Source organism: Streptomyces sp. CBMA152, from assembly GCF_014596475.1.
Taxonomy (GTDB): Bacteria; Actinomycetota; Actinomycetes; order Streptomycetales; family Streptomycetaceae; genus Streptomyces.
In genome coordinates this window covers 451,696-466,278 of the sequence record NZ_MECJ01000002.1, presented here as the reverse complement: position 1 = coordinate 466,278, position 14,583 = coordinate 451,696, and the positions used below count along the sequence as shown (strand labels likewise).

The following is a 14,583-nucleotide window of genomic DNA, read 5'->3' as shown; positions in this document are numbered from 1 at the left end:
CCCGGGCACGTGCCAGTCAGGCTGATTGCGTACGTACGTGACCGGCTCGCTCGGGCAGTTGTGCCCCTATGAACTGACGGTCGCGGGGACAGTGGTGGGGCGGAAGGTGCGGCGGTATGCCTGCGGGCTCACGCCGATGGCGGCATGGAGGTGCTGGCGCAGGGAGACGCCGGTACCGAAGCCGCAGCGGTGGGCGACGAGGTCGACGGGCCAGTCGGTGGTCTCCAGGTGGTGGCGCGCCAGGTCGACACGCTGGCGGATGAGCCACTGGCCGGGCGTGGTCCCGGTCTCCTCGCGGAAGCGCCGGGAGAAGGTGCGCACACTCATGTTGGCGTGCGCGGCCAACTCGGCGAGGGTGAGCGGGTCGGCGAGGCGTTCCAGGGCCCACGCCTGGGTCGAGGCGGTGCCGGAGGCCGTCGCGTCGGGGACGGGACGCCGGATGTACTGGGCCTGGCCGCCGTCCCGCCAGGGCGGTACGACGCAGGAGCGGGCCACCTCGTTGGCGACCTGGCTGCCGTGGTCGCGGCGGACGAGATGCAGGCACAGATCGATACCGGCGGCCACCCCGGCCGAGGTGAGCATGTCACCGTCGTCGACGAACAGGACGTCCGGGTCGATGCGGGTGGTGGTGAACATCCGCTGCAACCGGTCGGCTTCGCGCCAGTGCGTGGTGGCCGGTCGGTGGTCGAGGAGCCCGGCCGCGGCCAGTACGTACGTGGCGGTGCAGATGCCGACGATACGGGTGCCGGGGCGGATGGCGGCGAGGGCGCCGCGCAAGGTGTCGGGCAGGCAGCCCTCCTCGCGGATGGGGCCGAGGTCGTGGGAGGGCGGGATGACGACGGTGTCGACGGTGGCCAGGAGGGAGGCGTCACGGGACACAGTGAGGCCGTAGTCGGCCTCGGCACGGACCGGGCCGCCGTCCAGGCTGCACGTGGTCACCGTGTACAGCGGGTTGCCCGCGCCGTCGCGGGCGGCGCCGAAGATGCGGGCCGGGATGCCGAGTTCGAAGGGGACGACGCCGTCCAGGGCCAGAACGCCAACGTGATGCATGGCCAGATCTTTTCATCGTGTGGCCGGAGCGCCACCACCGAGGGTGTGCGCGCTCGGGCAGGGTGAGGACGTGCCCAACAGGGTCACCTACCGCACGACCAGCACCGCAGAATCGAAGGAACGGCATCATGTCTCATGTCACCACCCCCACCCCCACTATGCGTGCTGTCTCCCAGGAGACCGGCGGGGGCCCCGAGGTCCTCAAGATGATCGAGACGCGGCGACCCGAGCCGGGGAGGGGCGAGATCCTGGTCCGGGTGCACGCGGCCGGGGTGAATCCGGCGGACTGGAAGACCCGCTCGCGTGGCGAGTTCGCCGTGGGTACGCGGCCGCCGTTCACCCTGGGCTGGGACGTCTCCGGCGTGGTCGAGACGGTCGGCGCCGGTGTTACCGTCTTCCGGCCGGGTGACGAGGTGTACGGGATGCCGCGCTTCCCTCACCCGGCCGGTGCGTACGCCGAGTACGTCGCTGCACCCGCCCGCCACTTCGCCCGCCGCCCCAAGGGCCTCACCCACATCGAGTCGGGTGCGTTGCCGCTGGCGGCACTCACCGCATGGCAGGCCCTGGTCGACACCGCCGACGTGCAGCCCGGCCAACGCGTACTGATCCACGCCGCGGCCGGCGGCGTCGGTCACCTGGCCGTCCAGATCGCCAAGGCCCGAGGCGCCCACGTCATCGGCACCGCGAGCGCCGCCAAGCACGACCTGCTGCGCTCGCTCGGCGCGGACGAACTCATCGACTACCGCACCCAGGACTTCACCGAAACGGTCCGCGACGTCGACGTCGTCCTCGACAGCCTCGGCGGCCCCAACTGGTCCCGCTCCCTGCGCACCCTGCGTCCGGGCGGCATCCTGATCTCGATCCTGCCACCGGACGAGACGTTCCCCGCCATCGAGGCCGAAGCGGCGGGAGTGCGCGCGGTGTTCATGCTGGTCGAGCCCGACCGCCACGGCCTCCAGGAAGTCGCGAAGCTGGTAGAGGACGGCCACCTGAAGGTGATCGCCGACGCCGTGTTCCCCCTGGACAAGGCCGCCGAGGCCCACCGCCTGGGCGAGATGGGCCGCATCACCGGAAAGATCGTCCTCTCCGTCATTCCTTGAGTCGCTTCTCCGAGGACATTCCGCTGTGCCTGCACGCCACCGGCGCCCGGCACCCGCAGGCATCGCTATTCGGGCAACGGCCGGTCGTCCACCACATGCTTCATCACCAGCGTCGACGTCAGGCGCTGGACCCCGGGCAGCCGGGCGAGCTGCTGGTCGTAGAGCTGCTGGAACGCGGACAGGTCGGCGGTCGCGACGCGCAGGAGGTAGTCGGGTTCGCCGAACAGGCGCTGGGCCTGGAGCACGTGCGGGACCGCGGCCACGGCCTCCTCGAACGCCGTGACGGTGTCGGGGTCCTCCCAGCGCAGGGTCGCGAAGACGAGGGCTTCGAAGTCGAGGCCGACGGCCGCCGGGTCCACGACCGCGCGGTAGCCGCGGATCGCGCCCGCGCGTTCCAGGTCGCGCAGTCGGCGGTGGCAGGGCGAGACGCTCAGCTGCACGCGGGCGGCGAGCTCGGTGACCGTGAGACGGCCGTCCAGCTGCAGCTCGGTAAGAATCTTCCGGTCCAGGGCGTCCATGGAGAAGATTATCCCCCAGATCACGCGATCATGAAGGAAAGACGCAAACACTTTCCGGCGGATCCGCCCTAGCCTTCCTCACGTAACGAAGCACGTGAGAAAGATCGATCCATGAACACGACCACGCTGGCGGCCTTCCTCGCAGTGGACATCCTGCTGGTGTTCACACCGGGTGCGGACTGGGCCTACGCCATCGCGGCGGGTCTGCGGGACCGCTCGGTCGTGCCGGCGGTCGCCGGGCTGATAGCCGGATACGCGGGGTACACGCTGCTCGCCGTCGCGGGCCTGGTGGTGCTGGTGGCGAGCTCGCCGACCCTGCTCACCGCGCTGACCGTCGCCGGGGCCGGCTATCTGGTGTGGCTCGGCTTGGGCGTACTGAGGCAGCCGGCCGTCTTGGCCGCCTCCGAGGAGGCCATGAGCTCCTCCCGTCTGCGGATCATGCTCAAGGGGGCCGGGACCAGCGGTCTCAACCCCAAGGCGGTGCTGCTGTTCTTCTCGCTGTTCCCGCAGTTCATCGACCCCGCGTCCCGCTGGCCGGTCGCCGCGCAGACCGGACTGCTCGGCACGCTCCACATGGTCACCTGCGCCGTCGTCTACCTCGGCGTCGGCGTCCTGGCCCGTACCGTCCTGAAGACCCGCCCATCGGCGGCCCGGGCCGTCACCCGCGCCTCCGGAGCCATGATGATCGTCATCGGCGGATTCCTGCTGGTGGAGCGCCTGGCGGGCTAGCGAACCCGCCCCGCACGGTACGTACGGAACGAGCCCTACTTGTTCGGGTCCCGGAAGCGGCCGAACGCCTTCGTGAGGGCGCCCAGCGGTGAGCCGTCCGTCTTGGCCGCCCCCGGCACGCGCGGCCGGGGCACACCGTCGCCGCCGGTCGCCTCGGGCAGCGCGGCCTGCGCCGCCTCGGCGGCCTCGCGGTACAGGTCACGGGAGTTCGTCATGGCGTCGAGCGCCTCGGCGTACTTGGTGACCATGCCCTGGGCGTGGACCAGCTCCTCGTCCGGGGTGAGCAGATGCCAGCCCTGGCGCAGCCGCGTCAGGGCCCGCTCGGCATCGGCCGACATCGGCTGCGGCAGCGCGGCGAACTCCACGATGGCGTCGACGAGTTCGGTCGGTTCCGAGCCGTCGAGGAAGACAGTCCGCACCGTAAAACGATCGGCGTCGTAATCCGGGCCCGGCGGCGATGCGGGCAGGACCACGGCGCCGCCGCGCGGCATCCGTACGCTCAGCTCGCGCTTCATCGCGAAGTCGGCGATCTGCGCCTGCTCCGGCGTGCCCCGGTGCTCGACGACCCGGTGCCGCAGGCTCGGCGGCAGGAACGCCGAGATCGGCTGCTGCCCCTTCGCGTCCGGCGTCATCGCCTCGTGCACCACGACATGGATGCACCAGCTCTGCCGGGCGCAGTCCCGCAGCCGATGGCGCAGCTCGTCGTCGTCCTTCGGCAGATGGTTCGTCGTCCGCAGACGCAGCCCCGGCACCGTGTCGTGGTCCCAGGCGATCTGGTCGCTGTCGGGCCAGAGCATGGTGGCGGGCGAGGGCCACTGCACGTCCCACGCCCGTTCCGCCTCGGCGGCGAGGACCCAGGTGACGCCCTCGCCCTCCTTGCGGCGGGTCTCCGGGTCGTACGTGGTGAGCTGCGCGCGCACCGTGACGTCGCCGGCCACGCGCCAGCGTGCCTCGAAGACGCGGCGGGCCGACGGGCCGGGGTCGGCGGACTCGTCGCGCGGGTGCAGAACGGTGGAGCGGGCCGCCTCGACGGGGTCGACGTCCAGGAAGTCGTCGAGCACCCCAGCCGCCTGGAGGGCGATCAGGTTGCGCCGCACGTCCTGCTCGGGCTCGGGCCCGAAGTGGCGCCCGCGCCCCAGCCACGCGGTGTCGGGGACGATGGTCGAGGAATTCGTGTTCTTGGCCATGGAATCGTTCTGTGGGTGATCGGGGCATGACCAGTATGGTCCTTACACCTGTCGCTGGGAGCCCCCGCCCACCGCCAATCTCCGTCCGCGCTGCTGGAATCACGCCAATTGCCCATGGAACCCTACCTTCCGCGTTCACCAGGGCAGCCCGGTGTGCACGACCGCCCCGGGCCTGTCGGCCCGGCCCGGAGCCGCCCGTATCGGCGGCTGGATCCGGCCACAGTGGCGCATGCGAGACTTCCGGTCACGTGACGAGGGGCGGGGCGATGGGTGGCGGGAAGAAGCAGGCGGCGGCGAGACGCGGACTCGGGCCGCGCGCGATGGCCGTGGCGTGGACCGTGATCATCGCCGTGGCCGTGGTGAGCACCCTCGTGCCGGCGATGCTCGACTTCGGCCTGGGGATCGTGTTCGGCTTCATCGTGCTGATCACGCTGTACGCGTGGATCCTGCGGCGGATCGTGTTCGGCAGCCGGGCCATACCCCGCTGGGCCAAGGTGACGTACTGGGTCGGCGGCGCGCTGCTGGTCGTCGGCGGGGTGCACGCGCCGGACGCCTTCCTGGCCCTCACCGGTGAGCAGGGCACCGCCACGGTCGCGTACGCCTCCACGGAGACCGGCGCGCACGGCACGAAGTACAAACAGTGCTGGGTCGATCTGCCGAACGGCAACGACGAGCAACTTCCCAAGACCGGCGCCTGCCCCGGTCCTCGCGGGGCGCACGTCACGGTCGTCTACTCGCCGGGCGGCGTCATCGGCCCGATCCTCGGGACCAGGAGCGAGCTGATGTGGTGGTGGGCGGCGGGCTTCCAGCTCGCGGGCATCGGGCTGCTGACCACGACGGCGGTACTGACCGTCCGCGACCCCGTCCTTGAACGCCGTCTGCTTGCACGCCGTCCGCGCCGGACGCGCTGACCGGGCAAGGAACCCGGTCAACGCGTCGCGGTCGGCAGCCGTACTCAGCTCAGGTGTCGGGTGAAGAACCGCATCGAGCTGTCCAGCTCGAACGCCGGGATCTCCCCGTGATTGCCCGGGTTGGCGTGCAGCGTCTTCTCCGTCGAGGCGAAGAGGTCGAACAGCGCGAGACTCGCTTCGCGCGGCACCCTCTCGTCGTCCCACTGCACCAGGAACTCCAGCGGGACCGTGATCTTCGCGGCGCCCTCGGCCGAGGTGTCCACCCCGTTCAGACCCACCACGGCCGCGCGGATACGGGGCTCGGCGGCGATCAACGGAACGCCGAGTCCGCAACCCAACGACATGCCCCAGTAGCCCACGGGACCTGCGCCGACATGGTCGAGCTCCTGGAGCGCGTCCAGGACCGCCCGCCACTCCGGGACGCTCTGACCGGAGATGAGTGTGTGCAACTCGGCGAGCACCGGAGCCACTTCACCGCCGGTCTGCATACGGGACCGCATCTCGGCGATGAGCCGATCGTGCTCCTCGCTTCGCGGCCGACCGCCGTGGGCGGGTGCGTCGAGGGCCGCCACCGCGAAACCGCACTCGGTCACGAAGCGGTGGGCCCGCTCCGTGATACCGGGAGCCTTCTTGTGCTGGCCGCCCCCGTGTCCCATGAGGATCAGCGGGCGCGCCCCGGTGGCACCTTCCGGCGTCCAGAGCACACCGGGGATCTCACCGAAGGTGAAGGGGAGGGAGAAGAGTTCTTCAGTGACGCCGTCGAAGGACGTCTGGGAGGTGAAGCGCATGATGGTTCAAGCCTTTCGGGATGCCTTTGCGGGCACTCCCTAAGCCTTGCAAGGGAGGGAGGCCCGACACGTCACAGCGTTGATCGGTCTCACCTCCTCATGTCGCAGCAGCTCCTGACGACGGAGAAGTTACCACGATCGCCAGGCTCTTGATCCACTTACTCTCGGTGGGCCGCCGTCTTCGGGGCGCACTGCACGCACAGGCCCTCCGCCGACGGGGAGGCCGTGTCGTCCCGGCAGCTGGCGCACTGGTCCTGCATCACCGTGCCGTCGTACAGGCACACATCGACTTCGGCATCGGGCCGGGCCGCGATCCGGGTGTTCTTCAGGATCGAGTTGTGGCCGCAGTCCGCGCACCGTTCCTGTTCGTACGCCGGTGCCAGCGGGGCGAGGTCGATGGGCGCGTGGTGGATGGAAGACAGGAGATCCCGCCCGCACAGCAGGCACTCGACCGTGTCGTCGCCGGTCGGAATGGCGAACTGACCGCAGTACGGGCAGCAGATGATGACCGGCCAGTGCGCCAGCTGCGGCGCGATCACACGTCGGCTCTCCTCGACCGCCTCCCGGACGCGCTCCGTGGCCGCGCACACCCGCCGCACGGAGCGTCGTATCGCACGCGCGTGCTGGTCGAGGATGTCCTCTGTCAGCTCCCCGAGGATGTCGGTCTCCACGAAGGCGAGCATCAGGTCGAGTACCGGAAGGGCCCGGCACCTGATCGCCGTCAGGCTGTCGCACTCCCGGTCCGACGACAGCAGAACCCGGTTACGTACGTATGCGAAAGCCTTGATGTCCGCGCGGGCTGCCTCGATGTCCAGGTCGCCCCAGCTGGCGGCCATGTCGGCCGCCTCGTGCAGGCCGAGGCCCGTGTACTCGCCGCGCGCATGCCGGTTGGCGTCCCGGACTCCGCTGTCGCTGGACCAGATGTCGCCCGACCAGTGCATGGCCAGGCGGCCCCTGAAGAGGATCTCCACCGCCGTGAGGAGGTTCAGTACGGGGTACGTGACCTCGTACCGGTCGCGCTCCTCGGCCAGACCGGACGCCGCGTCCTCCAGCATCCGCAGCCCGTTGGCCACCAGGGGGTGCCGCCGGTTGACGAACAGAGCCTCCTCCTCGGCCGTCGCATCCGAGTACCGGTCGATCTCGGCAACCATCGCGTCCACGCAGGGGCGCACCCGGGCCCTCAGCTCCTCGCTCCAACCCGCCCCACTCACGCCCTGGTTGGCGTACTCCAGGACCTCACGGTGCTCCGGCGTCACGTGCTCCAGGGCCCAGTCGGCCGCGTCGCTCTTCGACCGGACTTCGCCGGTAGCGAGGATGCACCAGATGCGGGCGAGGCTCAGTACGGCGGTGCGGGGATCGCCGTCCAGACCGGCGACCATGCGGGTAACGCCCGGCGCACTCGCCTCGACCACGTCCGCGTGCGGCACCGGGTCCAGCACCAGCTCCGGGCTCGGGCCGGTCAAGGGGCGGCCGCCCGACAGAGTCATCGTGATGTCGAGGGCAAGTCCGGGCATCGGTTTCGGCTCCGGCACCTCCCCCGCCTCGAACTCCCCACGCGAACCTTCTCCGTAATGGAAGTCGCCGGACGGCGGGAACCGCCACGGGCGGACCTCGGACTGCACGACAACGGTGAGGTTGACCGGCCGCCGGGCCCCATCCCCCTCCCCCGCACCGGAAACCGTCAGCAGGCCGCGCAGCAGGGCATGCCGTTCCTCGTCATGCAGGCCGCGCCGGGAGACGACGAGAACGTCCAGTTCGCCGGGCTGCTGGAGACCGCCGGGCTGGAGTCCGCCGGACACGGCGGAACCGTGCAGGTAGCTACCAATGACCTCGGGGCCCCATACGTCGTCGATCAGCTCGACGAGCTCGGCGATCTGTTCCATTTCCCCAGTGTCCACTGCCGAACCGACCGGTCGCACCCGAGTTTCCACAGGTCATCACCCCTGCCGACGACGGGCACCGCCTCGCGGAACGTGGGCGCGCACTTCCGCGCCCTCTTCACCGAACGTAATCTCTCTATGACGTACGGTGCCACGCCGACCTCGTCCCATGGAGTGTGATGGACCCATCGAAGAGCGGCACGCTCACGGTGCCGGGCGCGAGCATCTACTACGAGGTGCGCGGCGAGGGGCCGTTGCTGCTGCTCATCGCGAGCGGTGATTCCGACGCGGCCGTCTTCGAGCGGATGGCCGCCGTCCTTGCCCTGGAGTACCGGGTCGTCACGTATGACCCACGGGGCAACTCCCGCAGTCCGCTCGACGGACCGCCGGAGGACCAACGGGTCGAGGAGCACGCCGAGGACGCGTGCCGCCTGCTCGACCACCTCGCCGGGCCGGACGAACAGGTCCGCGTCTTCGGCAGTTGCTCGGGCGGGGTGGTGGCGCTAGAACTCGCCATCCGTCGGCAGGACCGTGTGCTCCAGACGGTCATCCATGAGCCGCCCTCGTTCGGGCTGCTTCCGGATGCCGCCGCGACGCTCAAGGACATCGACGACATTCACGAGACGTTCCGCCGGGAGGGCGCAGGTCCGGCCCTGCGCAGGTTCGAGCCGTTCTTCGGCGGCGTCCCCGCGCCGGAGTTGCCCGAGGCCCACGACAACACGGCCTTCTTCCTGGCCCATGTGATCCGGCCCTTCTCCCACTTCGTACCCGATCTCCCGGCACTCGCCGCCGTCGCGGACCGCATCGTCGTGACGGGTGGCCGCGCGTCGCGTACGTATCTGGTCCACCGTCCCGCAGTCGTACTCGCGCAGCGGCTCGGCCAGGAACTCACCCTGTTTCCCGGCGGGCATATCGGATACGCGAAGTACCCGGTCGAGTTCGCCCGGCAACTCACCGAGCTGTTCGCCCACCCGGAACCACCTCACCCATAGGGGGCGTTGACATGCGTATCGTGATGGGCGCCCAGAACTGCGGATTCGGCCCGGCGGCCGAACTGGTCGCGGTTTCCCGGCTGTTACGTGACCATGAGCGGGTGTTCGTCGGTGACGGCGTCGCGGCGGCCTTCGCCAGGCGCAACCCTGATGCGTTCGACGACATCCGCGAGAAGTCCGAATCCGCGGAAATCGACGAACTACTCCACACCACTGATCAGGTCGTCTCCGTCATGGACGCCGACCTGGTCCTCCAGGCCGTGGTGGCAGGGCGGCCGGTGGTCATGGTGGACAGCCTGTTCGGCTTCTGGCAGTTGCAGCTGGCTCCGGCCGAGATCCGTGAGCTGTGCGCGACGATGCCCCGTACGTCATACGCGGCCGCCAACGACCACCTCGCCGGCCTCTCACCGCACGAACGCATCGTCGCGGCACATCTGCTCGCCACACACAGCGTCGTACAGAACTTTCCAGGAGTCACCCAGCGCGCGGCCGAGTTCACCGCTCTCGGCGGCGGTCCCGTCATCCATCTGACGGGGTCGATCATCGACACCGAAGGGTTACGGACCACAGCGCGCGGCTCCGAACCCGCGCACGACCTGCTGATCAATGTCGGCGGGTTCAAGAACTTCCTCCTGGACTTCGACGTCAACAACGCCTACGTACGGCTGTTGCTGCGCTGGATCCCGGATCTCCTGCTGGACTGGCCCCGGTTCCGGTCCGTTCTGGTCTGCGGAGGGCCGTTCGGTGGGGAGCGGCAGCGGACCGTCACGGTCGCCGGGCGGCAGGCCGCCTGCCGATTCCTTCAGCAGCGCGAGCTGTTACAGGTTGCGGCGACCGCGCCCCACTACCTGCTCGCCCCCGGGCTCACCGCGCTCCATGAGTCGCTGGCCCTGGACCAACTGCCCATGGCCATCCATGAACAGCACGCCGCGCACGTTTACACCATGCGTGAACTCGACGGCACGGAGTTCGGTCGGGGCGCGGCCCGGTTCGGGGATGTTCTGCCGGACCACCCCGTGCCGGAGGACGACTTCGCGGGTACTGCGGCCCTGGTGGAGATCGCCGCAAGGGTCCGGGAGGACGACGACCTCTACGCGGTGTTCCGGCGGACGTTCAATGAACGTATCGAGCACTACGTATCACTCACATCGACCCAGCGCCGGGAGGGAGTTGAGGAGCTGCGGAAACTGCTCGACGGCGAGCCGGTGCAGTCGGTGTTGGCCAGGATCTTCGCCGAGGAGACCGGTCACCCAGCCGCGACGCGCAGTACATGCACATGGCCGTCGAGCGGGTACAAGGGCGGCGCCGACGGCATGAGCCTGTCGAACCCGTAGCCGCACTTCTCCGCGACGCGGCAGGATGCCGGGTTGTCCAACTGGTGGAGGAGTTCGAGCCTTTCCAGGCCGTCGGCCCGGAAGGTGTCGAGAGCCCAGGTGGTGAGAGCCTGCAGGGCGCGAGGTGCCACACCTTGTCCGCGCGCCCATGGCACCGTCCAGTAGCCGACCTCGGCGGAGGGTTTGCCGGACGCCACTTCTCTCAGTCCTACGTTGCCCACCACGCGCGGCAGCGCATCGTCACCGGGCACGTCCACGACGGCGAAGCCGAACCGATCGCCCGCTGCCCAACCCCGCTCCTGCATCCGCAGCCATCGCAGACCGTCGGCCTCGTTGTCGATGGGAGCACTCGACCCACGGCGCACCCCGGGATCCCCGAAGGCCTCGACCACTACGGCGACGTCCTCCGTGGACCAGGGGCGAAGGACGAGGGCCGGAGCGGTCGGTGTGGCGGGAGCCGTGAGGATGACCGGGGTGTCCATGTGCCGATACGCCTTCGTCGTCAGGACTGGTCGTCGTACCAGGAGAACGCCGCGATCCGCCAGCCCTCCGGGGTGCGTACGAACTGGAGGGTCTTGGACCCACCACCGTCGTACGGCTCGCCGTCCAGGGTCCCGGACTTGCGGTACGTACCGAACCGCGAGGCGATGTCACCCGCGATGTCGGTCCGTTCGGAGGTCTCCCACTCGCTGAACTCGACCAACCGACCGTCCGACAGCAACTGCTCCCGAGGCGCGATGAACTCCTCCACGGTGTACGCCGTGAACTTGGGGCCCGTATTGACGATCACGCCGGTCGGAAGCATCAGCCGACGGATGCGGGCCACGTCGGCGACCTTCCCGTCCCGGTTGTCAAAAGCGCCGTAGAACTGGGCAGTTATCGCGTCTATCTGATCCTTGGACATGGCGCGACCGTAACACGCACCCCCATACCCTCACCCGCGATTGTCCATCCCCGGCCCCCGGCGGGCGATACGGGCGATACGGCCCAGCGGCGACAGGACGCGGCTCGCCATCGCGTACCCGAACGCCAACGCCATCACCGTCAGCCCGGCGAGCGCGTACAGCGACCGGGTCAGCAGGTCGTCCAGGGCGTCTCGGCGCTCTTGCGCCAGGCACGCGTCGAGCACGGAGTTCGTATCGGCGGCCGAGGTGTGGGCGGAGAGTCCCGGACAACTGCCGCTGCCCGAGATCTGACTGCCGGGAAGCACCCGGAACGGAAGATCGCCGCTGCCGTCGTGCAGGGCCCGGGCGGCCAGGAAGTAGACGACCGACAGCAGCAGTACTCCGCAGAGCAGGAACGTGCCGCCGTAGATGAGGACCAGTCGGATCCGGGCCGTAGGCCGTCGCCGAGCCCGGTCGTCGCCCCCCGCGCTCTCCTCAACCGAGTGAACCGGCGCGGCGCTCACAGCGCTGCCGCGCCCTCTGCCCTCGGTGTTCCGGCTCGATCGCTGTCCGCCACGGAGGAAACACCCTTCTCGTTCTGGAGTTGACCGACCAGCCCATAGTGGCTCAGACACGGTAGGAAACCGGTAAGCCGACTCCCCCAAGGAGACCTCTATGAAGGGTCAAGAATGGGCCCTGCGGGAACCCTGCTGTCCGATCCGCCATCAACGTGGTTGACATGGTTGCGTACGCAGATACGCACACCGAACCGAGGCAGAGGCGCGCACAAGTGCACGATACGGACAACGTCGGCCCCACCCGTCGCGCGATGCTGGTCGGCCTGGCGCTCGCGGCGCCCGTGGTGGCGGCAGGGTGCAGCAGCGGCACGAAGCATTCGACGCCGTCGACCGCACACCCCACCACCGGAACCGGCACCGACCGCGTCGACGACACCACCATCCTGATCATTCGCCATGGCGAGAAGCCGGCCAACAGTGACGCCGGGTTGGACGAATCGGGGAAGGCGGACAAGAAGTCGCTGACGAAGCGCGGCTGGCAGCGCGCACACGCCCTGCCGGGGCTCTTCATCCCCACCCCCGGCCGCCCCGCCCCACTGCTCCCCCGCCCCGCGACGATCTTCGCCGCCTCCGACCAGGGCCCCCACGCGGGCGCGCACCGGATGCGGCAGACGGTGACACCGCTGGCCGAGGCGCTGCACATCCCGGTCGACACGAGCATCGCCGAGCACGAGGAGAAGCAGCTGGCCACCGCCGCGCTGGCGGCGAAGGCACCCGTGCTGATCTGCTGGGAACACTCCCGTATCCCGCATATCGTGGACGCGCTCGGCGCCGCGGGGGTCGCCAACGTGCCCAAGGAGTGGCCGGACCGGTTCGACCTGGTCTGGGAGTTCACCCGCAAGGGCGGCGCCTGGAGCTTCCGCGCCCTGCCGCAGAACCTGCTCGGCGGCGACGCCCGGACCGCCTGAGCGGCCGGGCGCCTTCACCGCCTGCTCCACGTGTGTGCGCCTCAAGCCCGTGTCGTACCGCCCCCAAAGGCCTGACGTGCCGCCCGGCGCCAGCGGTTGGCGGGGAGGTCGGGGTGGAGCGCGGCGAGGGCGCCGCAGTACTTGGTGAAGACGGCGGGGCGCAGGGCGTGCGCATGGAGCAGGCGGTCCGCCTCGGTCAGGTGGTCCGCCGACTTCGTCTCGACCAGCACGAGGTCGCTCCCGCAGTGCACAGCCCGGTTGTCGCGTAGATCGACGCAGGTCAGGCCCGCGTCGCAGGTGATACGTTCCCCGTCGGCCACGAAGGTGGCGCGCAGGTAGTCGGTGCTCAGCGAGGGCGCGAGGACGGTGGGCGGCGCGATGGCGTACGCCTGGTCCAAGGTGTCGGCCAGGAAGGCCAGTGGAGCGGCATCGAGGGGGGTGTCGCCGCCCGTGAGCGGACGACGGTGTTTGACCGTGTCGCCACGGCACCCCTTGAGCTTGATCTCGAACTGCCGCTCGCCGGTGTCCTCGTAAACGCGTTCACGGATCTTGAAGCGCAGTCGGCGGCCCTGCCGGTGGTCGTGGAAGGAGCGCAGGCCCGGGGTGTCGTAGTAGACCGAGTGATAGCGGAAGGCACGGCGGCCGTCGATGTCGAGAGCTCGAAAGGGGCGATCGCGGCCTTCTGCCCGGGTGAGTCTGGCGATCACCCGCAGGAAGACGTCGGCGGGGACGAGATAACTGCGGTCGAAGCGCGCGAGCAGCGAGGACCGCTCGTTGACCTCGGCCAGCGAGATGGGATCGGCGTCGTGGGCTGCCGAGGTTATCGCCCGTAAGGATGCGGGCGCGGTGGCGAGCTCCGTGGCCACGAGCATCATGCGGCACCCCCGGTGGCGGGCGCGGTCCGACGTACGACGCCAGCGGGCGCCAACTGCCGTTCTGTAAACCCGGGTTCGGGCTCGCGATAGCGGACATCGATGACCATCAGATCGCGTACGAAGTCGATCTCCGCGACCGTCCACTGGTACGGCTCGCCCAGACGCCGCGCGAGGTCGGCGCGGAGCTCGGCGGGGTCCGTGTGCACGGTGTCGAGGGTGATGAGCGCGCGGCGGGCACGGGGCAGCAGCCGGGGGTGGTCGGCGAGGTAGACGACGAGGAGCAGCGCACCGCTCAGCGCGGCGGCGTAGCCGAACGCGAGGTGGGGCAGTCCGCAGACGAGACCCAGCACGAGGGTGGTGAAGTAGTAGGCCACTTCCTGGTGCTGAACGGCGTCGGAGCGGAGCCGGATGATCGACAGCACTCCGAAGAGCCCGAACCCGAGCGCCGCCCCGCCCCGGCCGCCGACTTCGGCGAGGGCCGCGACCACCGTGAACAGGGCGGCGTTCAGGGAGAGATACGCCGGTACGAGATCTCGCCGCCGGTGTCGCGGGAAGTAGATCCCGAAGGTCAGCAGGCAGATGGCGGTGAGGTCGAGACCCAGATGGGCGACGAGGTGGGGAAAGGAATCCATAGCTCCGCTCTCCGTGCATACACGATGTCATCCGAACGTTGAACAAACGCACGGTGAATATTCGCGTACTGGAGATCGAACTATGTAGATGGCAATCGGGAGTTGGCCGAGAAATGTTCCGGATGGGGGTGGTTTGTTAAGGGTTCGTCAAGGTGGAAAGGAGTGAGGTGGGGGCGTAGTGGCGGGCCGGTCTTGACGGCGCCCTTGCGGGACAGGA

The 14,583-nt window shown here is 69.5% G+C and carries 16 protein-coding genes; 6 read left to right on the top strand and 10 right to left on the bottom strand.

Features of this window, described 5'->3' with window-relative positions:
- Nucleotides 1-66 precede the first annotated feature (66 nt).
- Entirely contained in the window at nucleotides 67-1,050 is a 984-nt protein-coding gene (locus tag BG418_RS03040; protein ID WP_188272058.1) for a GlxA family transcriptional regulator, read from the bottom strand.
- A 128-nt stretch (nucleotides 1,051-1,178) separates the two neighbouring features.
- Here BG418_RS03040 and BG418_RS03035 point away from each other — a divergent pair, with 128 nt between their 5' ends.
- Entirely contained in the window at nucleotides 1,179-2,150 is a 972-nt protein-coding gene (locus BG418_RS03035; protein WP_223184230.1) for an NADP-dependent oxidoreductase, read from the top strand.
- 65 nt (nucleotides 2,151-2,215) lie between these two features.
- On the opposite strand, the gene BG418_RS03030 is transcribed toward BG418_RS03035, so the two are convergent.
- Entirely contained in the window at nucleotides 2,216-2,668 is a 453-nt protein-coding gene (locus tag BG418_RS03030) for an Lrp/AsnC family transcriptional regulator (RefSeq protein WP_188272057.1), read from the bottom strand.
- A gap of 111 nt (nucleotides 2,669-2,779) precedes the next feature.
- Between BG418_RS03030 and BG418_RS03025 the strand changes: the two genes are divergently transcribed.
- A complete protein-coding gene (locus BG418_RS03025) occupies nucleotides 2,780-3,397 on the top strand; it encodes a LysE family translocator (protein ID WP_188272056.1) in 618 nt (205 codons plus the stop codon).
- Nucleotides 3,398-3,432: 35 nt separating this feature from the next.
- Here the strand turns inward: BG418_RS03025 and BG418_RS03020 are convergent, their stop codons facing one another.
- Entirely contained in the window at nucleotides 3,433-4,584 is a 1,152-nt protein-coding gene (locus BG418_RS03020; RefSeq protein ID WP_188272055.1) for a hypothetical protein, read from the bottom strand.
- Between the two features lie 266 nt (nucleotides 4,585-4,850).
- Here BG418_RS03020 and BG418_RS03015 point away from each other — a divergent pair, with 266 nt between their 5' ends.
- Nucleotides 4,851-5,495, top strand: a complete 645-nt coding sequence (locus BG418_RS03015; protein ID WP_188272054.1) for a hypothetical protein — start codon at nucleotides 4,851-4,853, stop codon at nucleotides 5,493-5,495.
- Nucleotides 5,496-5,539: 44 nt separating this feature from the next.
- Here BG418_RS03015 and BG418_RS03010 read toward each other — a convergent pair whose 3' ends face one another.
- Both BG418_RS03010 and BG418_RS03005 read right to left on the bottom strand, forming a co-directional pair.
- Nucleotides 5,540-6,283, bottom strand: a complete 744-nt coding sequence (locus tag BG418_RS03010) for a dienelactone hydrolase family protein (protein ID WP_188272053.1) — start codon at nucleotides 6,281-6,283, stop codon at nucleotides 5,540-5,542.
- A 158-nt stretch (nucleotides 6,284-6,441) separates the two neighbouring features.
- Complete coding sequence (locus BG418_RS03005) at nucleotides 6,442-8,166, bottom strand: aminoglycoside adenylyltransferase domain-containing protein (protein WP_188272052.1); 1,725 nt, start codon at nucleotides 8,164-8,166, stop codon at nucleotides 6,442-6,444.
- Nucleotides 8,167-8,342: 176 nt separating this feature from the next.
- On the opposite strand from BG418_RS03005, the gene BG418_RS03000 reads away from it, so the two are divergent.
- Together BG418_RS03000 and BG418_RS02995 are read left to right on the top strand one after the other, a co-directional pair.
- The gene (locus BG418_RS03000; protein ID WP_188272051.1) at nucleotides 8,343-9,155 is read left to right on the top strand and encodes an alpha/beta fold hydrolase; all 813 of its coding nucleotides are present in this window, start codon (nucleotides 8,343-8,345) and stop codon (nucleotides 9,153-9,155) included.
- An 11-nt stretch (nucleotides 9,156-9,166) separates the two neighbouring features.
- The gene (locus tag BG418_RS02995) at nucleotides 9,167-10,489 is read left to right on the top strand and encodes a hypothetical protein (RefSeq protein WP_223184229.1); all 1,323 of its coding nucleotides are present in this window, start codon (nucleotides 9,167-9,169) and stop codon (nucleotides 10,487-10,489) included.
- Here BG418_RS02995 and BG418_RS02990 read toward each other — a convergent pair.
- The 3 genes from BG418_RS02990 to BG418_RS02980 are packed head-to-tail and all read right to left on the bottom strand — an operon-like array spanning nucleotide 10,402 to nucleotide 11,897.
- Nucleotides 10,402-10,971, bottom strand: coding sequence for a GNAT family N-acetyltransferase (locus BG418_RS02990; RefSeq protein ID WP_188272050.1), 570 nt, complete (start codon nucleotides 10,969-10,971; stop codon nucleotides 10,402-10,404). The two genes, BG418_RS02995 and BG418_RS02990, sit on opposite strands and share 88 nt — an antisense overlap.
- A 20-nt stretch (nucleotides 10,972-10,991) precedes the next feature.
- A complete protein-coding gene (locus BG418_RS02985; RefSeq protein ID WP_188272049.1) occupies nucleotides 10,992-11,393 on the bottom strand; it encodes a nuclear transport factor 2 family protein in 402 nt (133 codons plus the stop codon).
- A gap of 30 nt (nucleotides 11,394-11,423) precedes the next feature.
- The gene (locus BG418_RS02980; protein ID WP_188272048.1) at nucleotides 11,424-11,897 is read right to left on the bottom strand and encodes a hypothetical protein; all 474 of its coding nucleotides are present in this window, start codon (nucleotides 11,895-11,897) and stop codon (nucleotides 11,424-11,426) included.
- Nucleotides 11,898-12,163: 266 nt separating this feature from the next.
- On the opposite strand from BG418_RS02980, the gene BG418_RS02975 reads away from it, so the two are divergent.
- Entirely contained in the window at nucleotides 12,164-12,859 is a 696-nt protein-coding gene (locus BG418_RS02975; RefSeq protein ID WP_317453478.1) for a hypothetical protein, read from the top strand.
- 41 nt (nucleotides 12,860-12,900) lie between these two features.
- On the opposite strand, the gene BG418_RS02970 is transcribed toward BG418_RS02975, so the two are convergent.
- Both BG418_RS02970 and BG418_RS02965 read right to left on the bottom strand, forming a co-directional pair.
- Entirely contained in the window at nucleotides 12,901-13,734 is an 834-nt protein-coding gene (locus tag BG418_RS02970) for a polyphosphate polymerase domain-containing protein (RefSeq protein ID WP_223184228.1), read from the bottom strand.
- Nucleotides 13,731-14,366, bottom strand: coding sequence for a DUF4956 domain-containing protein (locus BG418_RS02965; RefSeq protein ID WP_188272046.1), 636 nt, complete (start codon nucleotides 14,364-14,366; stop codon nucleotides 13,731-13,733). The genes BG418_RS02970 and BG418_RS02965 overlap by 4 nt, the downstream gene beginning before the upstream one ends.
- Nucleotides 14,367-14,583: the final 217 nt, after the last annotated feature.